The 18,825-nt window shown below is 41.5% G+C and carries 16 protein-coding genes; 14 read left to right on the forward strand and 2 right to left on the reverse strand.

Translation table 11 applies throughout. The features are described from left to right. The first annotated feature begins 163 nt into the window (after positions 1 to 163). From FFM57_RS09135 to FFM57_RS09150, 4 genes are all read left to right on the forward strand, one after another. Positions 164 to 535 carry a hypothetical protein gene (locus FFM57_RS09135; RefSeq protein WP_137600214.1) on the forward strand — a complete coding sequence of 124 codons (372 nt, stop codon included), beginning with the start codon at positions 164 to 166 and terminating at the stop codon, positions 533 to 535. Between the two features lie 73 nt (positions 536 to 608). Beyond that, entirely contained in the window at positions 609 to 1,319 is a 711-nt protein-coding gene (locus tag FFM57_RS09140; RefSeq protein WP_137600215.1) for an MgtC/SapB family protein, read from the forward strand. 158 nt (positions 1,320 to 1,477) lie between these two features. Continuing rightward, positions 1,478 to 2,413 (forward strand): dihydroorotate oxidase, encoded by a 936-nt coding sequence (locus FFM57_RS09145; RefSeq protein ID WP_137600216.1) that lies wholly within the window; start codon positions 1,478 to 1,480, stop codon positions 2,411 to 2,413. Between the two features lie 15 nt (positions 2,414 to 2,428). After that, positions 2,429 to 2,770: a hypothetical protein gene (locus FFM57_RS09150; RefSeq protein WP_137600217.1), complete on the forward strand. Its 342-nt coding sequence runs from the start codon at positions 2,429 to 2,431 to the stop codon at positions 2,768 to 2,770. Between the two features lie 81 nt (positions 2,771 to 2,851). Here FFM57_RS09150 and FFM57_RS09155 read toward each other — a convergent pair whose 3' ends face one another. Beyond that, positions 2,852 to 3,682 carry a Cof-type HAD-IIB family hydrolase gene (locus FFM57_RS09155; protein WP_137600218.1) on the reverse strand — a complete coding sequence of 277 codons (831 nt, stop codon included), beginning with the start codon at positions 3,680 to 3,682 and terminating at the stop codon, positions 2,852 to 2,854. A gap of 257 nt (positions 3,683 to 3,939) precedes the next feature. Here FFM57_RS09155 and FFM57_RS09160 point away from each other — a divergent pair, with 257 nt between their 5' ends. Then, positions 3,940 to 5,376, forward strand: coding sequence for an NCS2 family permease (locus FFM57_RS09160; protein WP_137600219.1), 1,437 nt, complete (start codon positions 3,940 to 3,942; stop codon positions 5,374 to 5,376). Positions 5,377 to 5,583: 207 nt separating this feature from the next. After that, positions 5,584 to 6,783: a multidrug efflux MFS transporter gene (locus FFM57_RS09165; RefSeq protein ID WP_246023485.1), complete on the forward strand. Its 1,200-nt coding sequence runs from the start codon at positions 5,584 to 5,586 to the stop codon at positions 6,781 to 6,783. Positions 6,784 to 6,822: 39 nt separating this feature from the next. Here FFM57_RS09165 and FFM57_RS09170 read toward each other — a convergent pair whose 3' ends face one another. Then, a complete protein-coding gene (locus FFM57_RS09170) occupies positions 6,823 to 7,011 on the reverse strand; it encodes a YjzD family protein (RefSeq protein ID WP_137600220.1) in 189 nt (62 codons plus the stop codon). A 115-nt stretch (positions 7,012 to 7,126) separates the two neighbouring features. Between FFM57_RS09170 and FFM57_RS09175 the strand changes: the two genes are divergently transcribed. From FFM57_RS09175 to FFM57_RS09210, 8 genes are all read left to right on the forward strand, one after another. Next, complete coding sequence (locus tag FFM57_RS09175; protein ID WP_137600221.1) at positions 7,127 to 10,468, forward strand: DNA polymerase III subunit alpha; 3,342 nt, start codon at positions 7,127 to 7,129, stop codon at positions 10,466 to 10,468. Positions 10,469 to 10,608: 140 nt separating this feature from the next. Beyond that, the gene (gene pfkA, locus FFM57_RS09180) at positions 10,609 to 11,571 is read left to right on the forward strand and encodes a 6-phosphofructokinase (protein ID WP_137600222.1); all 963 of its coding nucleotides are present in this window, start codon (positions 10,609 to 10,611) and stop codon (positions 11,569 to 11,571) included. 54 nt (positions 11,572 to 11,625) lie between these two features. After that, complete coding sequence (gene pyk / locus FFM57_RS09185; RefSeq protein WP_137600223.1) at positions 11,626 to 13,392, forward strand: pyruvate kinase; 1,767 nt, start codon at positions 11,626 to 11,628, stop codon at positions 13,390 to 13,392. Positions 13,393 to 13,623: 231 nt separating this feature from the next. Beyond that, positions 13,624 to 14,172, forward strand: a complete 549-nt coding sequence (locus FFM57_RS09190; protein WP_137600224.1) for a YceD family protein — start codon at positions 13,624 to 13,626, stop codon at positions 14,170 to 14,172. A 56-nt stretch (positions 14,173 to 14,228) separates the two neighbouring features. Further along, positions 14,229 to 14,408: a 50S ribosomal protein L32 gene (gene rpmF / locus FFM57_RS09195; RefSeq protein ID WP_137600225.1), complete on the forward strand. Its 180-nt coding sequence runs from the start codon at positions 14,229 to 14,231 to the stop codon at positions 14,406 to 14,408. 133 nt (positions 14,409 to 14,541) lie between these two features. Then, entirely contained in the window at positions 14,542 to 15,960 is a 1,419-nt protein-coding gene (gnd, locus tag FFM57_RS09200; protein ID WP_137600226.1) for an NADP-dependent phosphogluconate dehydrogenase, read from the forward strand. Positions 15,961 to 16,112: 152 nt separating this feature from the next. Beyond that, positions 16,113 to 16,799, forward strand: coding sequence for a response regulator transcription factor (locus tag FFM57_RS09205; protein WP_137600227.1), 687 nt, complete (start codon positions 16,113 to 16,115; stop codon positions 16,797 to 16,799). A gap of 17 nt (positions 16,800 to 16,816) precedes the next feature. Beyond that, entirely contained in the window at positions 16,817 to 18,325 is a 1,509-nt protein-coding gene (locus FFM57_RS09210; protein ID WP_170999959.1) for a HAMP domain-containing sensor histidine kinase, read from the forward strand. Positions 18,326 to 18,825 lie beyond the last annotated feature (500 nt).

Raw genomic sequence — 18,825 nt, forward strand, 5'->3', positions numbered from 1 at the left:
CTTCCATAAGGTTATTTTATCATTTTGGGACATTTTCCCTTTCGATATACCTAGGACATTATCACTTTCGAACGAGACGTGCTGTTGGCAGTAACTTTGCGGATTGACTTTCTTACAAAGTTTGATATGCTTTTTATGATAAAAATTTCCCGTGGAGGATGTCATGATTCCGAAAAATAAATTAATCCAAATGCACTTAATTGCTTTAGTTGTTGGTTTTCTACTGATTATCGTCATGAAAAAATTTTCCTTAACTGCTGTTTGGGCACTTTTTGCTGATGTTAAAGGAATTGTCTGGTTCGTGGGCTTTATGTTGCTTTTTCAATATTTAATCGTCGATTTTTTAAAGCAACGTTACTATACCCAAATTGTTCGCTATTACGTGACTAAGTACGATTTAACCGTCAGTCAACTTAGTAAGATGACGGATTTAGATGCGCCTTTTTTTAGCTTTGGGGTTAAGGACCAACTGATTATCGGTGGTCGCAAACAAAAAGAAGTTGCTGCTTTGTTACAACGCAAATATGGTAAGTAGGGTCTAGCGCTGTTTTAGTTGACAGCGCTTTTGTTCTCTCGCTATCCTTAAGTTAAGGAAAAGAGGTGGCGAGATGGAAAATTTTTCATTGCAAGAAGGAGCTTTACGGGTTTTCTTAGCGCTGGTTTGCGGAATTGTGGTGGGCTATGAGCGGGAAGTTAAGAATCATCCAGCAGGACTACGAACGCATCAGTTGGTTTGTGTGGGGGCGTGTTTGTTTGCATTACTGCAAGTGAAATTGAATATTGATGTTACAACTATGGGGGCGAATGTGCCGAGTTATGGGAATGTAGTGAAAGTCGACGCGGTGCGGATCTTAGCACAAGTTATCAGTAGTATCGGTTTTCTCGGTGCCGGGAGCATTATTGTCACAAAAAATACGGTGACCGGTTTAACCACCGCGGCGACGTTATGGAGTGTAGCGGCTCTCGGTTTAACGATTGGCACCGGACATTATGAAATTGCTGGTATTGTTTTTCTAGCGCTTTTTTTCATCATGCATATTTCCTTACATCTTTTTCAGGCCAATGTAAAACGGCGAGTAACGATTCAGTATTACGATGCAGCAGTGACGAAAGCTTGGTTAAACCAATACTTCGCTGACCGAAAAATTGTCGTCTTTACCATGACGTTAGATTACCAACGATCAGCCACCGGTGAACTGCTTTATACCGATACCTATGGCTTACGCTTACCTAAAGATTTACCGTATGACGTTTTTATGGCAGATCTAGCCACCCTTGCGACAATTGCTGAAGTGAACTTTACAGATTATCCGGTGTAAATATTTTTTGACTGTAGCTTAAGGCTGCAGTTTTTTATTTTTAAAGGGCTACGAAAAATGACGAACGTTAGCTTAAATTAAGGAGAGACACGTCGATAAATTTTTGCCAAAACTTCCGCCTTCGTGGTAGATTTAAAACAACTGAAGGAGGAATTACTGTGAATCTCGCAACGAATTTTTTTGACTATCCCTTAGAAAATTGTTTAATGAATGCTTCTGGTGTCCATTGTATGGAGGTTAGCCAACTGGAAGAATTAGCAGCAAGTATGGCGGCCACTTACGTTACTAAAACAGCGACAATGGCACCACGGTTAGGGAATCCTGAGCCCCGTTATCGTGACTTGCCTCAAGGAAGTATCAATTCCATGGGTTTACCTAACCATGGCTTGCCTTATTATTTAGCTTACTTAGAAAAAGCGGCGGAAAAAGAGCCACAACAACTTATTTTTTGTTCCTTAGTAGGCATGACCACCTCAGAAATTTTTGCCGAATTGAAAATGGTTCAAGAGAGTTCTTTTAATGGCTTTACCGAATTAAATTTAAGCTGTCCCAATGTGCCTGGCAAACCCCAAGTCGCTTATGACTTTGCCTTGACCGATAAAATTTTAGCCGAAGCTTTTACCTTTTTTAAAAAGCCCTTAGGCATTAAATTGCCCCCTTACTTTGACTTAGCGCATTTTGATGAAATGGCGGAAATTTTAAATCGTTATCCTATCAAGTATGTGAACTGCATCAATAGTATCGGCAACGGCTTAGTCGTGGACTTAGCAACAGAAGCGGCAGTCATTAAACCTAAAGGCGGTTTTGGTGGCTTAGGCGGCGCTATGGTCAAGGCTACTGCCTTAGCCAATGTCCGCGCCTTTAGGGAACGGTTACGTCCAGATATCGCTGTAATCGGTACCGGTGGCGTTACTAGCGGCGCCGACGTGTTTGAACACTTGCTTTGTGGGGCTAGTCTCGTGCAAGTGGGGACGCAACTGCATCAAGAAGGACCAGCAGTTTTTCAACGTTTACTGACAGAACTAGCAGCAATTATGAAAGAAAAAGGCTACCAGTCTATCGCCGAGTTTCAAGGCAAGTTGCAAACTTTATAGGAAAGGAGTAGTCAGATGAACGACTTTTATCAAGTGTACACGCCAGCGCAACAATTTAATCTCTTGCAAGCTTACGCGGATGAAATTTTAACACCAGCTGAACTCTTGAATTTTTTCTTAGATATTTCGCGGGAAAAAGTGCCGTTGATTTTGACGCCCCTCGCTTTTTATCCTCTTCATCCGCAAGTAAACTTTGCGGACTTTACGTATGACCACTATTGTCTATCCGATGTGGAGTTGTTGCAAAAGGGTGCAACTTTGCAATTTACAGCTTGTGGTCATGAATTTCATTTAGACTATCCCGATACGGAAGCGGCTAGCACCGACTATCGGGATTTCATCCGTTTTTGGGAATAATCAAAAGGAGCAGCCCAACAAAAAATGTTGGACTGCTCCTTTATGATTTTTAAGCAAGGAAGCAACTTGACGTTTGCTTATTTAAACCGCCTGTTCGTCTAAGATGCTACGTAATTTTAAATAGTCTAAGAGGTATTCGGCTAAACCGTCTTGGCTATTAGCTAAAGTGGTTACGTCATTGGCTGCTTTTTGTGCTTCAGGTGTACCATTGGCCATGGCAACGCCCCAGCCGGCCCAAGCTAACATTTCTACATCGTTATGCTCGTCACCAAAGGCTACTACGTCTTGCGCTTTGAAGTTTAAGACCGAACTGAGATATTCTAGTCCGTGGGCTTTTTGCACGCCTTTTGCTGTCATCTCTAAAATAGAAAACGGACCGCCCCACGTTCGAACATCCACGTCACTGCCATAAAGAGTTTGTAGACGTTGCGCTAAAGGCTGCAAGTTTTCCGGGGTGGTTCCTAACATGATGGATGCTGGATCACCAATTAAATTTTGCGGAGTTAATAAATTATTTTCGTTTGCTGTGCCGGCAAAAAAGGCAGCGTCATAGTGACTTAAATTATCTAAAAAGAAAGTTTCTTTATTTTCGCAGGCGACAAAAGTGGCGCCAAATTCAGCTTTTTGTGCGTTAATTTCAAAAGCTAAATCCCGCTTCACTAAAAAGTGTTTTTCTAAGGCCCAGTGTTGATGGGGAATATGGACAATGGCGCCATTTAAATTAAGCATCGGTTCAGTTAAGCCTAATTGCGTATAAAATTGTTGACTCATGCGGTAAGGCCGCCCGGTAGCAATCACCACTTGGTGTCCCGCGTGTTGCGCTGTTTGTAAAACGTGGCGGGTTTTTTCGGTAATCAAGGAAGCTTGATTTAAGGTAGTGCCGTCCAGATCAATGGCAATAATTTTTGGCATATCGGGACTCCTTTCAGTTTTTTATGTTTCTCTAGTGTAGCAAATTTTAAGCCAAAAAGCGAATTGACACCAGAGAAAAGAAAATTTCCGTTTACTTTGGCTAAATCCGAACGATTGCGATGGCAAATTAACTTAAACACGAACGATTATAAAAATTTAACGATTAAAATTCGATTTAAAGTTGAAACAACTAGCAAACTCTCTTATAGTGAAGATGTTCTTATTATTAATTGTTCACGAAGGAGTTTAAAGAAGAAATGGAAAAGTTTTTTAAGCTAAAGGAAAACGGTACTAAAGTCTCCACAGAAGTGATGGCGGGGGTTACCACCTTTTTTGCCATGAGTTATATTTTATTCGTTAACCCTACGATCTTGGGGCAAGCTGGCATGCCTACACAAGCGGTCTTCTTAGCCACAATTATTGCTTCAGTCATTGGGACTTTAGTGATGGGACTATTTGCCAACGTTCCTTATGCCCAAGCGCCAGGGATGGGACTAAATGCTTTTTTTACCTACACGGTAGTCATCGTGTTGGGATATTCTTGGCAACAAGCCTTAGCAATGGTTTTCATCTGTGGGATGATTAACATTTTAATCACGGTTACGCGTATTCGGAAAATGATTATTCACGCCATTCCTGAAAGTTTGCAACACGCAATCGGTGGTGGGATTGGGATTTTTGTCGCTTATGTAGGAATTAAAAATGCTGGTTTCTTAACTTTTACGGCTGATCCTGGTAGTTACACCGTGATTGGTGATGCGGCAAAAGGCGAAGCGACCATTACCACTAACAGCTCCATCGTACCAGGTCTTGCTACTTTCAATAATCCTGGCATTATCTTAGCCTTGATTGCTTTAGCTTTGACGATTATTTTAATTTTATTAAACGTTAAGGGCGCAATTTTTATTTCGATCATTCTTTCTACCATTGTGGGAATTTTGATGGGGGTAGTCGACCTGTCCACTGTCGATTTTCATGCTAATTCATTAGGGAACTCTTTTAAAGAATTAGGGACGACTTTCGGTGCTGCTTTTGGGAGTGAAGGGATGGGTTCCTTATTTAGTGACTCAGCCAAAATCCCGCAAGTTTTAATGACGATTCTTGCTTTCTCTTTATCCGATACTTTTGATACTATTGGGACATTTATTGGTACCGGGCGCCGGACAGGAATCTTCTCTAAGGAAGACGAAGACGCTTTAGAAGAATCTAAAGGAATGAATACAAAAATGGATCGGGCGTTGTTTGCCGATGCCATTGCTACTTCTGTAGGGGCTATCTTTGGGACCTCTAACACGACGACTTACGTGGAATCTGCTGCCGGTATTGGTGCTGGTGGTCGGACGGGGTTAACTTCGGTCGTCACTGCTGGTTTGTTCCTCATTTCTAGTTTATTTGCGCCATTACTTTCTTTAGTACCTACGCAAGCAACTGCCCCGGCTTTAATTATTGTGGGGATCATGATGCTGGCTTCCTTTAAAGACATCAACTGGCCCGATTTGGAAGAAGCGGTTCCTGCTTTCTTCGCCTCTGTTTTCATGGGTCTATGCTATTCAATCTCTTACGGAATTGCCGCTGGCTTTATTACCTACACTTTGATTAAAGTAATCAAAGGGAAAGCCAAAGTCGTTACGCCAATCTTATGGGTGGTCGATGTGCTCTTTATTTTAAACTTTGTCATTTTAGCGATTCTGTAAAAGATAATCCGAAAACTCTCGCCGATGAGGCGAGAGCTTTTTTTGTTAAAAGGCGCATTTTTAGCTAGTAAGTTCACTGTTAAAGCAAGAGAAGGCTCATTAATTTTATGTAAAAGTAACAAATGTTATGAGAAAATTCTGACCACCTATTCAATTTGGCAGGAAAAGAGGGTATAGTTAAATGAGAAAAGATGAGGTGGAAGTTTTTTGATTAATTGGAAAAAGAATTTGTGGGTAGCTTGGATTGGTTGCTTTTTCACAGGCGTGAGTTTTTCTTTAGTGATGCCATTCATTCCTTTATACGTGGAACAACTGGGTGCCCCCAAAGATAAAATTGAATTTTATGCAGGTTTGTCGATTTCGGTTACAGCACTAGCCGCGGCTTTGATTTCGCCGGTTTGGGGATCTTTAGCTGACCGGAAAGGACGTAAGTTGATGATGGTGCGGGCGGCCATTGGGATGACTTTTGCCATGGGTTCTTTGGCCTTTGTCCCTAATGTTTTTTGGTTACTAGTCATGCGCTTTTTAAACGGTATCTTATCAGGCTATATGCCTAATGCCACAGCCATGATTGCCAGTCAAGCGCCACTTGATAAGCGGGGCTTTGCCTTAGGGACTTTAGCTACTGGTGGAACGGCTGGCAGTCTGATTGGTCCTTCATTAGGAGGCGCTCTAGCTGAAGCTTTCGGCATTCGTGCTGTATTTATTATTACCGGTGTCTTGTTACTAATTACGACTATCTTGACAATCTTTCTAGTGAAGGAAGATTTTACACCGGCGGAAAAAGAAGATGTGGTGCCCACGAAAGAAGTTTTTCGGCGCGTTTCCAATCTACCTATTTTAATCGGATTATTCATCACGACCTTAGTCTTGCAATTAGGAATTTATTCGATTTCCCCAATTTTAACCTTGTATATTCGTCAATTAAGCGGGGCCGGTGGCAATATTTTATTTGTCAGTGGATTAATTGTTTCCGTAGCGGGAATTTCTGCGGTGATTTCTTCGCCAGTCTTAGGGCGCTTAGGAGATCGTATCGGTTCAGAAAAAGTATTAGTGGCCGGTTTAATTTTTTCCCTGATTTGTTACGTGCCCATGTCCTTTGTACAAACGCCCTTTCAGTTAGGCGTTTTACGTTTCTTGTTAGGATTTTCTACCGGGGCTTTAATGCCCTCTATCAATACGATTATCGGTCGCTTAACGCCAACTGAAGGCGTATCTCGCGTCTATAGTTACAACGTGATGTTCCAAAATTTTGGTCAGGTTTTAGGACCAATGGTAGGTTCGACAATGGCCGCAGCTTATAATTATTCTTCTGTTTTTATCGCTACGGCGTGCTTTGTTTTGTTTAACATTTGCTTGTCGATTTTTAACTTTCGGAAAACATTATTTACCAAAAATAGTTTTTAAAGTAAAAAAGCTTTCTTCCCGCAAGAGAAGAAAGCTTTTTTATTGATCCGTAGATTTCTTTTTGTCTGGTAAGGCGACGGTGCCAATAATCATGACCAAAACACCTGCGACTAAAGAAATGACAGTCGTCGTAATCGGGTCATACGCTTGTTGGTTTAAAGCGCCGCCGAGATAACCGACGATTTGTCCTAATAAGACAGCCCAAAATAAGACGATAATATAGCGCATTGAAAATGCCCCCTTTTCACAGGTATCATATCACGTTTTTTTCTTTTGTAAAACCCAAAATGCTCCCCCAAAAGAGAAAAGATTTGTTATAGTAGCACTAAAGGAGTTGGTGAAGATGTTGCAAGCGCAATTACAAACCTTAAGTGCTTATACTTTATTGAAAAGTACGCTACGTCTGCCGGCGTACGTGAAACAAGCCCAGAAACTAGGGTACACCCACGTGGCTTTAACCGACGAGAACCAATTAAGTGGAATTTTAGAATTTTGTCGTCTTGCTCAAGCCGCAAGTCTGGTACCTATTGTGGGCTTAACTCTAAACTATCGCTATGAAAATGAAACTCACCAGCTCTTAGCTTATGCACCAAATGCTAAAGCTTATGAGGAATTGTTAGCGGCTTCGACAGCTACCATGACCGCAGGACCGCAAGACTTAAGCACACTGTTACCGCAACTAGCGCATTTAAAAATTCTTTTACCCAGCGATAACCCGGCGCGCTATTTCTTTATCAGTAATCAAAAAGCAGCCGCAACCGACTTTTTGCAATTGTTTCAGTCTTTTAAAGGAAATTTTGCTTGTGGCATAGAACCGGTAGAGCAAGCTGATGAAATTTTAACATTACGGCAAAGTCACTGGTTACACTTTTTACAAGAACAGCAAATTCCAGCCTTGCCGCTGCATCAAGTACGCTACTTGCAAGCCGAAGATGCTTTTGCTACGGAAGTACTAGGCGCCTTAGAAGCTGGTGAGATTTTAGAATTACAACAAACGCCAAAGACTGGCACAAAATATTTATGGTCCCCACAAGAAATGCAGGCCGGCTTTTCGGCAGGGCAATGGCCCTTGCTACAAAAAAATTGCCAAGAATTTGTGGCTAATCTGCAGTTTACACCGCCTTTGAAACAAACCTTATTGCCTCATTATCCTTTTATCGAAAATTATCCTGACGCTAAAAGTTATTTGCGCCACTTAGCGCAAACGAATTTACCAAAGCGTATCGCCAAGGTGACACCAGCTTACGAAGAGCGTTTAAACTATGAATTAGGGATTATTGAAACGATGGGTTTTGCCGATTACTTTTTAATTGTTTGGGATGTCATGAATTATTGCCATACCCATGGGGTGATGACCGGAGCTGGCCGGGGGTCTTCAGCCAGTAGTTTAGTGGCTTATGTTTTGCACATTACGGACGTGGATCCTTTACGTTATGACTTGTTGTTTGAGCGTTTCTTAAATCCTGAGCGGAAAAGCATGCCGGATATCGACTTAGATATTCCCGATAATAAGCGGGAAGAAGTATTACAGTATGTGGCAGAAAAATATGGCAAAAAACAAGTTGCCCAAATCGCGACATTTGGCACGCTAGCTGCAAAAATGGTTTTGCGGGATGTCTCTCGCGTCTTTGGCTTATCGCAAAGTGAGGCCAACCAATTTAGCAAAGCTATTCCTAACGTTTTAAAGATTAACTTGAAAGAAAGCTATCAGCAGTCGCCAACGTTGCAGCGTCTCGTACAACAGTCAGAGAAAAATCAATTGCTCTTTAAAACGGCCCTCAAGTTAGAAGGTTTACCGCGCCATGTTTCCACTCACGCTGCCGGCGTAGTGATTGGCGATGGTCCGCTAGTGCAGTGGGTCCCTTTACAAAATGGCAGCAATGGTCTATTCCTGACGCAGTTTACCATGGGAGATGTAGAAGCCATCGGTCTTTTAAAGATGGACTTTTTAGGCTTGAAAAACTTGGCGATTTTACAAGAAGCCGTGGACGTTACTGGAAAGTTATTAGGGCGCCCTTTCGATGTTCATGAAATTCCTTTAGACGATGGGGAAACTTTGGCTTTATTTGCCAGAGGCGATACAGCGGGGATTTTCCAATTTGAATCGCAAGGAATTCGCAATGTCTTACGGAAACTGGGCCCGACTTCTTTTGAAGATGTGGCCGCCGTCAATGCCTTGTATCGACCAGGGCCGATGGAAAACATCGACAGTTTTATTCGCCGCAAAAAGGGGCAAGAAAAAATTAGCTATCCCGATCCGGCCTTAGAACCCATTTTAGCTAACACCTATGGCATCATTATTTACCAAGAACAGATTATGCAAGTGGCCAATCGGCTAGCGGGTTTCTCTTTAGGACAAGCGGACATTTTACGCCGAGCTGTCAGCAAAAAGAAAAAAGAGTTACTGGATCAACAGCGAGCCTCCTTTGTGGCTGGAAGTGTTGCCCACCACCACAGTGTGGGCGTTGCCAATCAAGTGTATGACTTGATTGAAAAGTTTGCCAACTATGGCTTTCCCCGCTCCCATGCTTTTGCTTATAGTGTCGTGGGTTTTGAGCTAGCCTATCTCAAAGTTCATTATCCCGCTGCTTTTTTCACCGCGCTTTTAAATTCTGTCAGCAATCATGATAGTAAGCTAAAAAGTTATCTCGGCGAAGCGAAAAAAGCGCAAGTGGCTATTTTAGGACCGGATATCAATCAATCAGGTTACAGCTTTACCTTAACGAAAGATGGCTTGCGCTTTGGCCTAGGAAAAATTAAAGGCTTACGGCGGGATTTCTTGCAAGAGATTTTTCAAGAGCGCCGCAATGGTGCTTATCGTTCTTTTGATGATTTTTTATTCCGCATGTCTAGCAAGTGGTTAAAAGAAGATTGGTTAATTCCATTAATTTTAGCTGGAGCTTTTGATTCTTTAGGCGTGAAACGCCGGGAGCTAACCAGTCAATTAGATGGAAAAATCAAAAATATTTTATACGCTGCCGGGAGCATGGACTTGTTAAATGTCATGGAGTTAAAAGAAGAAGGTATCCAGGAGTATTCTTTAGAAGAACGCTTGAACTTTGAAGAAGAGTACTTAGGGACCTTTGTTTCTGGGCATCCTTTAGAGACAACGCGCCCCTTAGCTCAACATATTCCCACCACCTACATTGGTGACTATCAAGTGGGGCAAAACATCGCGACTTTTATTTACGTGAAAGAAATCAAAAAAATTCGCACCAAAAAAGGGGAGCAAATGGCTTTTGTTCAAGCCCAAGATTTAACCGGCGAAGTTTCAGTTACCTTATTTCCCATCCTTTATCGACAAGTAGCGCTTCATATGGCTCCTCATCAGCTTTATTTATTGCGGGGGAAAGTGGAAACTAGTCGTTTTCAAGAGGAACTGCAAGTTTTAGCTAATAGCCTCCAAACTTTAGACGAGGTGGAAAAAGAATTAGCGATGAAAGCCCCCGGCAAACTTTTTTTACGGATAACGCAAGACGCCACTGTTTTACAACAGTTGCACCAACTTTTACAGAAATTTCCTGGTAATAGTACAGTGATATTATATTATCAAGATGAAAAGCGTACCCGACCATTGCCAGCTAATTTTAATGTAACACCACAACCAGAGCTACTTTCGCAGCTAGAAAATATCTTAGGTGTTGATAATGTGGTTTGGCAAAAACCCTCAGGAGATTCTCATTGAAAACGGATACCTTGAAAATTTTAGCAATGTTTCAAGACAATTTTTTAAATTAATGGTAGAATACTTTTGGAGTAATTCAGATTTAGCTTGCTAAATCCATCGAAGAAATTCGGTGAACATCATTTAACGAGGTGAATGAAATGAAGCGCATCGGGATTTTGACTAGTGGTGGCGATGCTCCTGGTATGAACGCAGCAGTCCGAGCAGTTGTTCGTAAAGCAATTTACGAAGGTATCGAAGCTTATGGTATTAACTATGGATTTGCTGGTTTAGTAGCAGGGGACATTCGGCGCTTAGACATCGGGGATGTCGGAGATAAGATTCAACGCGGTGGCACCTTCCTTTATTCTGCCCGTTACCCAGAATTTGCCACTGAAGAAGGGCAATTAAAAGGTATCGAGCAATTGAAGAAATTTGGCATCGAAGGCTTAGTAGTTATCGGTGGGGATGGTTCATATCACGGAGCAATGGCGTTAACGCGTCACGGCTATCCAACTGTGGGCTTACCAGGAACGATTGATAATGATATTCCAGGAACTGATTTCACAATTGGGTTTGATACAGCTATCAATACCGTTTTAGAATCCATTGACCGGATTCGGGATACGGCAACCAGTCACGTGCGGACCTTTGTCATTGAAGTAATGGGTCGTAACGCTGGGGACATCGCTTTATGGAGCGGCGTTGCCGGAGGAGCTGATGAAATTATCATTCCAGAACACAACTTTGATATTGAACAAGTTGCCAAGAAAATTCAAGAAGGTCGTGACCGCGGCAAAAAACATTGCTTAATTGTTTTAGCTGAAGGTGTGATGGGCGGTCAAGAATTTGCTGAAAAACTCAACGCTTTTGGGAACTTCCACGTACGGGTAACCACTTTGGGCCACGTTGTGCGCGGCGGTGCACCTAGCGCTCGTGACCGAGTATTAGCTTCTAAATTTGGTGGCTATGCAGTGGACTTATTGAAAGAAGGTAAAGGTGGTTTGTGCATCGGAATCTTAGACAATAAAGTCGTAGCTAGTGAAATCATCGATACATTGGAAAACCACAAGCATCAACCTGATTTAAGCCTTTATGAGCTAAATCAAGAAATCTCTTATTAATTTTGGTAAAAGGGCCTAAGCCTTTAAATAAATAGATTGGAGCGATTTACAGTAATGAAAAAAACAAAGATTGTCAGCACATTAGGACCAGCCAGCAACTCAGTCGAAACAATTGCAAAATTGATTGAATCTGGCGCTAATGTATTCCGTTTCAACTTCTCTCATGGGGACCATGAAGAACAATCCGGCCGGATGGCTTTAGTTCACGAAGCTGAAAAATTAACTGGTAAAACAGTTGGTTTGTTATTAGATACTAAAGGGGCTGAAATTCGGACCACTGTTCAAGGAACTGAAACAGGAAAAATCGAATTTAATCCTGGCGACAAAACACGTATTTCCATGGACAGCAACTTAGTTGGGTCTAAAGAAAAAATCGCGATTACTTACGAAGGCTTATATCATGATGTGCACGTTGGTGGCCATGTCTTATTCGATGATGGTTTAATCGACATGTTAATTCTTGAAAAAGATGACGAACATGAAGAATTAGTTGTGGAAGTACAAAATGCTGGAATCTTAGGTTCTAAAAAAGGGGTTAACGCACCAGGCGTTTCTATTTCCTTACCAGGACTTACTGAAAAAGATGCTGACGATATCCGCTTTGGTTTAACGAAAGAAATTAGCTATATTGCTGCTTCCTTCGTTCGGAAAGCACAAGACGTTTTAGATATCCGCGCTATTTTAGAAGAAGCTGACATGAATCACGTACAAATCTTCCCTAAAATTGAATCCCAAGAAGGTATCGACAACTTCGACGAAATTTTAAAAGTTTCTGACGGTGTGATGATCGCTCGTGGGGACATGGGTGTTGAAATTCCAGTGGAAAATGTGCCATTGGTTCAAAAACGCTTAATTAAAAAATGTAACGCAGCTGGTAAACCAGTCATTACAGCAACTCAAATGTTAGAAACAATGCAAAAAAATCCTCGTCCTACGCGGGCTGAAGCTTCTGACGTAGCTAACGCTGTCTTTGACGGCACGGATGCTACTATGTTATCTGGCGAATCTGCTAACGGGGACTACCCAGTAGAAGCTGTTTCTACTATGGCTCGCATTAACATGAAAGCTGAAACTGCTTTAACGGAATTAAAGAGCTACCAATTAAATGAATTCGACCGTACCGATGTTACGGAAACAGTTGGTTTATCTGTAGCCCATGCTGCTAAAAACTTAGGCGTTAAATTAATTGTGGCAGCTACTGAATCTGGCCATACTGCTCGCATGATTTCTAAATACCGTCCAGATGCTGACATCTTAGCTTTAACTTTTGATGATCGCACTCGTCGTGGTTTAACTGTCAACTGGGGCGTTGTACCAGCAATCGTTGAAAAACCAGGGAACACGGACGAAATGTTTGAATTAGCTACGAAAAAAGCTGTTGAACTTGGCATGGCTAAAGAAGGCGATTTAATCTTGATCGTTGCTGGTGTGCCAGTTGGACAAAAGGGTACAACCAACATCATGAAAATTCAATTGGTTGGTGGCGAACTTTTAAGCGGCCAAGGCGTAGGAACACAAACAGTTGTAGCCAAAGCTGTTGTTGCTAACTCTGCAGAAGAAGCCAACAGCAAAATGGAAAATGGTGCAGTTTTAGTTGTGCCAACAACGGATAAAGACTATATGCCAGCCATTGATAAAGCTAGCGCTTTAATCGTTGAAGACGGTGGGTTAACTTCCCATGCTGCTGTTGTAGGTATCGCTAAAGATATTCCTGTAATTGTCTCTGGCAAAGATGCTACTAAAGTAATCACTGATGGTGAAACGATTACCGTTGACCCTCGTCGTGGTTTAGTTTACCGCGGAGAAGTTACAGCAATTTAAAGCTTGCTGGGAAGGTTGTTCAAAGATAGTCGAAACTGTTTTGTTTAAGACGAGCTTTCAACAACGTTATTACGAAAGTGAGGACTGTGACGCTCTTTAGATCACAGTCCTTTTTATTTGCTAAAAGCAAATGCTGGAAGAAAAGCCGGGTCAGGGAAGCTGTAAAGAATTTTCCATTGACAAGCTTTTTTTCAAACGGTATAATTGCTTTTGTTGCTTAGGGGTGACGAGATGAAATTTTCACAACAAGAACTCAAGAAACATTTTTATCAACCAATCGAAATTAACGAGGTGCTCTCATTGCAAGATGAGTTACAACAGCGCAATTCGGAAATTCTCGATGTTTCAGCAATTCACGTTGAGGGTCTATTGAGTCCCAGTGAGCGGGAAACCGTTGCGCATTTGCGGATTCAAGGAAGTTTAACTTTACCTTCCACCCGTTCTTTGACACCCGTTGTCTTGCCCTTGGATTTTACTGTCGATGAAATTTATCTGACACAAGAACAAGCGGCGATGCAAACTGAAGTCCCTGAAGATGCCATTTTATTAACGGAGTCAACGGTGGATTTAGTCGAAGCAGTGACCGATTATCTTTTATTAGCGATTCCTAGTCAAATTTTGACACCAGCAGAGCTTGCTGGGGAAAAGATGCCGACAGGAGATGCTTGGCAGGTTATGACTGAAGAGGAATACCAAGAAGCTAAAGCTAAAGAAAAGATGGAAAAAGTGGATCCGCGTCTAGCGAAACTCAGTGAATTCTTTCAAGATGAACAAGACTAGCTAGATTGGAATATTACAGCTTAGACTGTAAGTATTTTTTAAGGAGGTGGATACTGATGGCAGTACCAGCAAGAAGAACTTCTAAAGCAAAAAAAGCAAAACGTCGGACACATTACAAATTAACCATTGCCGGTTTAAATCCTTGTCCTAACTGTGGCGAAGCAAAACGTTCTCACCACGTCTGTGCAAACTGTGGCTTTTACGACGGTAACGACGTGAAAACAAAAGAAGCATAAACTAAATATTTTACAGAGTATTTAGGAAAATCTCAGGCTAACCATGGAGCCTGAGATTTTTTCTTTTCAACTGCATGTATTCTAGGCTATAATGGACGAGAACGTGGAACAATCATTGAGGAGGTTTTAAAGCATGACCAAACAACAATTTGGTGTCGTCGGTATGGCGGTAATGGGAAAAAATTTAGCTTTAAATATTGAAAGTCGAGGCTATTCAGTAGCACTTTACAATCGGACTTCAGCAAAGACAACAGCAGTGGTGGAAGAACACCCTGAAAAGAAACTTTTAGCAACGTATTCCATGGCGGAATTTGTTGAAGCAATTGAAAAACCCCGCCGGATTCTTTTAATGGTGAAAGCCGGCAATCCAACAGACGCGACGATTCAAGAAATTTTACCGTTGTTAGACGAAGGTGATATCTTAATTGACGGTGGGAATACGTTCTTTAAAGATACGATTCGCCGTAATGCTGACCTTGCTAAATCCAAAGTCAACTTTATCGGTATGGGGGTTTCCGGTGGTGAAGAAGGCGCCTTAAAAGGTCCGTCTTTAATGCCTGGTGGTCAAAAAGAAGCCTATGACTTAGTCAGCGACGTTTTAAAACAAATCGCCGCTAAAGCTCCTGATGGGGCTCCTTGTGTGACTTACATTGGGCCTAATGGTGCCGGACACTTTGTTAAAATGGTCCATAACGGGATTGAATATGGCGATATGCAATTAATTGCGGAGTCTTATGATTTATTAACGCGGGGCTTAGGTCTTGAAGTGCCGGCCATTCAAGAAATCTTCAGTGAATGGAATCAAGGAGAGTTAGATAGCTACTTAATTGAAATTACCACTGACATTTTAACCCGCAAAGATGAAGACACCGGTAAACCAATTGTTGATGTTATCTTAGATGAAGCGGCCAATAAAGGCACTGGTAAATGGGCCTCCCAATCTTCCTTAGACTTAGGCGTGCCCCTACCTTTAATTACAGAATCTGTTTTCCAACGCTTTATTTCCTTCTACAAAGAAGAACGGGTCAAAGCAAGTAAAGTTTTAGCTGGACCAAGCGCTAAAGCAATTACTGGTGATCAAAAAGAATTGGTGGAAAAAATTCGCCAAGCTTTGTATTTCTCAAAAATCATGAGTTATGCTCAAGGTTTTGCTCAATTAAAAGCAGCTAGCAAAGAGTTTGCGTGGGATTTACCTTATGGGGAAATCGCGGAAATTTGGCGCGCTGGTTGTATTATTCGCGCCCGCTTCTTACAAAAGATTACCGATGCTTTTGAACGGGACCCAGAATTAGATAACTTAATGATGGATGAATACTTCAAAGATATCACGGCGAAATATCACCAAAGTTTGCGAGATGTTGTGAGTCTTGCCGTGCAAGCTGGGATTCCAACACCAGCGTTTTCTTCAGCGATTGCATACTATGATTCTTATCGCTCTGAGAATTTGCCCGCTAACTTAATTCAAGCGCAACGGGATTACTTTGGGGCCCATACGTACCAACGTAAAGATCAAGAGGGCACATTCCACTATAACTGGTATCCAGAAGCTTAATACGCTTAGCCCAAGATGAGGCGGAGGCTTCATTTTGGGCTATTTTTTTAAAGAATTTGATTATATCTTGCGCTTTTTCTAATTTTGTATACAATGAAAATGAGTAGATTCGTCACTTTAAGGAGCGAGTAAGGGAGGAAGGAAAAAATTTCATGAGCGATATTTTAATTATTGAAGATGAAAAAAATCTAGCACGCTTTGTCGAGTTAGAATTAAAGCACGAAGGATACAACACCGAGGTTCACTATAATGGACGGACGGGTTTAGATGCAGCCTTAGGAAAAGAATGGGATGCCATTTTATTAGACTTAATGTTACCTGAATTAAATGGTTTAGAAGTAGCACGGCGGGTACGTCAAGTGAAAAACACACCGATTATTATGATGACGGCGCGAGATTCTGTGATTGATCGCGTCTCTGGGCTTGACCATGGCGCTGACGATTATATCGTCAAACCTTTTGCGATTGAAGAATTGTTGGCACGTTTGCGGGCTTTGTTACGCCGGATTGATATTGAAGGGGACAAGAATGTCGCTAAACAAACTACCATTACGTATCGGGATTTAACGATTGAAAAAGAAAATCGCGTTGTTCGTCGCGGCCATGAAATTATTGAGTTGACGAAACGGGAATACGAACTTCTCTTAACTTTGATGGAAAACGTCAACGTCGTTTTAGCGCGGGATGTTTTATTAAACAAGGTTTGGGGTTATGAAACGGAAGTAGAAACTAACGTAGTGGATGTATATATTCGTTACTTGCGCAATAAAATTGACGTACCCGGAGATGATAGTTACATCCAAACTGTTCGCGGCACGGGTTACGTAATGCGCTCGTGAAAGCTTTCAAAAATTGGATAGAAGAAAAAAAACTTGCCATTAAAGGCCCATCTTTGACTGTAAAGTGGGCTCTAGCAAGTTCTTTCTTTATCTTCGTCGTGTTTACGGTTTTTGCCGTTTTCACTTATAAAACTTCCACCAATCTTTTGATCGGTAAAGAGCGTTCCAACCTAGCTAAAACCATGAACCAGCTAGTGGATCGTCTGGCCACTGGTGATAGCGAACTCACCTTTTTAAATGCCTATCAAAGTTTGACGGAGTTTAACTCCTTTGATTCCGATAGCACCATCCCTAGTAGTGAGACGATTGATGGAGGGACCTTGCAACTCAACAGCTTTATTTCTGAGTTGTCGCAAAGTCAACTTTCCGTTTTTGTCTACAATACCAAAAGCGAATTAATCTTTAACAAGTCTGAAGAACAACAAATGAATTTAATGTCTGAAAAGTTAATGGCGGCTACCGTTGTAAGTATTAACAGTCGCACCGGTTTTGTTACCGTTCAACCTATTTACGCTAAAGAAACTGGAAAATTGATTGGTTATGCCCAAGCTTTTTATGATTTAACGGACTTTTTTGAAATTCAGCATCGCTTGTTAGTGACCCTAATTATCCTAGAAGTGGTCTCTTTGGTCCTGAGTAGCATTCTAGGCTTCTTCTTGTCTGGCTACTTCTTAAAGCCAATTAAGGTCTTACGGGACACGATGGACACGATTCGGCGGGATCCACAATCCCTAGTGAAAGCACCAATTTTGAAATCTCGTGATGAATTGGCAGATTTGTCGGAAATTTTTAATGAAATGATGGCACGCATGCGACGTTATATTGAGCAGCAGGAACAATTTGTGCAAGATGTTTCTCATGAACTACGGACGCCAGTGGCCATTATTGAAGGACATTTGAATCTACTAGAACGCTGGGGCAAAGATGATCCGGAGGTTTTAGAAGAATCCTTAAGTGCTAGCTTACAAGAAATCTCGCGGATGAAAATGTTGGTGCAGGAAATGCTGGATCTTTCGCGGGCCGAACAAGTGGATGTTCAATACTACGATAAAACCTCCTATGCTAAAGAAGTCGTGCATCAGATATACAATAACTTCAAATTGCTCTATGGCGATTTTCGTTTTACGTTAGATGATGAATTGTTACAGGAAGAAGAAGTCGCGATTTACCGCAATCACTTGGAACAAATCCTGATTATTATTTTAGATAATGCCGTGAAATATTCCACGAAGCGTAAAGAAGTCCATATCTCGATGGCGAAAAATCCGCGGTATTTAGAATTAGCCATTCAAGACTTTGGGGAAGGGATTCCCCAAGCAGATTTAGATCGCATCTTTGATCGTTTTTATCGTGTAGATAAAGCGCGGAGTCGCAATCAAGGCGGCAATGGGCTAGGATTATCCATTGCCAGACAGCTGATTGATAATTATCACGGGAAAATCGTCGCGGAAAGCGCAGTGGGACATGGAACTATTTTCCGGTTATATCTTCCAATTGTTCAACAAAAGAGCGAAGAAATAAAATAGATTAAAGGCACTCCGTATTCTTCTTGCGAAGAGACGAAGTGCCTTTTTGTAAAATCCAGACATTCCATTTGGATATAGAAAAAAGTATCGCCAAATCTCGATAATTACAAACGTTAAATACCGAAATACAACAAATGTCCGCAATTTGAAATTTCTTTTATTTTTTGTGATTTTATTATTGCAATTTGCTAGCGGAGTTGGTATAGTAATATACGTCGCTGAGACATGAACAAGTTGCCATCAAGGTTTCTACTACTTACTTTTAAAAAAAGTAAAAGTTAAATTTCTTGCTTGACAGTAACTTCTTGTTATGTTAAACTGACAGAGTCGCTAAGAGGTGGCTCACAAAACTTAAAAAACTTTTCAAAAAAGTTGTTGACAACGATTTGAAAAGCTGATAGGATATAAGAGTTGCTGGATGCGACAAAGTAGACCTTTGAAAACTGAACAAAGTGAATACAACCAATGTGTAGGGCGTTTCGGATATTCGAAACAAACAC

The sequence above is a fragment of the Enterococcus nangangensis genome (genome assembly GCF_005405245.1).
Taxonomy (GTDB): Bacteria; Bacillota; Bacilli; order Lactobacillales; family Enterococcaceae; genus Enterococcus_J; species Enterococcus_J nangangensis.

Bases quoted from the DNA above. Each gene is read 5' to 3' on its own strand.
- FFM57_RS09190 (WP_137600224.1), top strand. From the start codon at position 13,624: ATGAAATTTTCACAACAAGAACTCAAGAAACATTTTTATCAACCAATC.
- FFM57_RS09135 (WP_137600214.1), top strand. From the start codon at position 164: ATGATTCCGAAAAATAAATTAATCCAAATGCACTTAATTGCTTTAGTT.
- FFM57_RS09140 (WP_137600215.1), top strand. From the start codon at position 609: ATGGAAAATTTTTCATTGCAAGAAGGAGCTTTACGGGTTTTCTTAGCG.
- FFM57_RS09205 (WP_137600227.1), top strand. From the start codon at position 16,113: ATGAGCGATATTTTAATTATTGAAGATGAAAAAAATCTAGCACGCTTT.
- FFM57_RS09175 (WP_137600221.1), top strand. From the start codon at position 7,127: ATGTTGCAAGCGCAATTACAAACCTTAAGTGCTTATACTTTATTGAAA.
- rpmF (WP_137600225.1), top strand. From the start codon at position 14,229: ATGGCAGTACCAGCAAGAAGAACTTCTAAAGCAAAAAAAGCAAAACGT.
- FFM57_RS09170 (WP_137600220.1), bottom strand. From the start codon at position 7,011: ATGCGCTATATTATCGTCTTATTTTGGGCTGTCTTATTAGGACAAATC.
- FFM57_RS09160 (WP_137600219.1), top strand. From the start codon at position 3,940: ATGGAAAAGTTTTTTAAGCTAAAGGAAAACGGTACTAAAGTCTCCACA.
- FFM57_RS09155 (WP_137600218.1), bottom strand. From the start codon at position 3,682: ATGCCAAAAATTATTGCCATTGATCTGGACGGCACTACCTTAAATCAA.
- pfkA (WP_137600222.1), top strand. From the start codon at position 10,609: ATGAAGCGCATCGGGATTTTGACTAGTGGTGGCGATGCTCCTGGTATG.
- gnd (WP_137600226.1), top strand. From the start codon at position 14,542: ATGACCAAACAACAATTTGGTGTCGTCGGTATGGCGGTAATGGGAAAA.
- FFM57_RS09150 (WP_137600217.1), top strand. From the start codon at position 2,429: ATGAACGACTTTTATCAAGTGTACACGCCAGCGCAACAATTTAATCTC.
- pyk (WP_137600223.1), top strand. From the start codon at position 11,626: ATGAAAAAAACAAAGATTGTCAGCACATTAGGACCAGCCAGCAACTCA.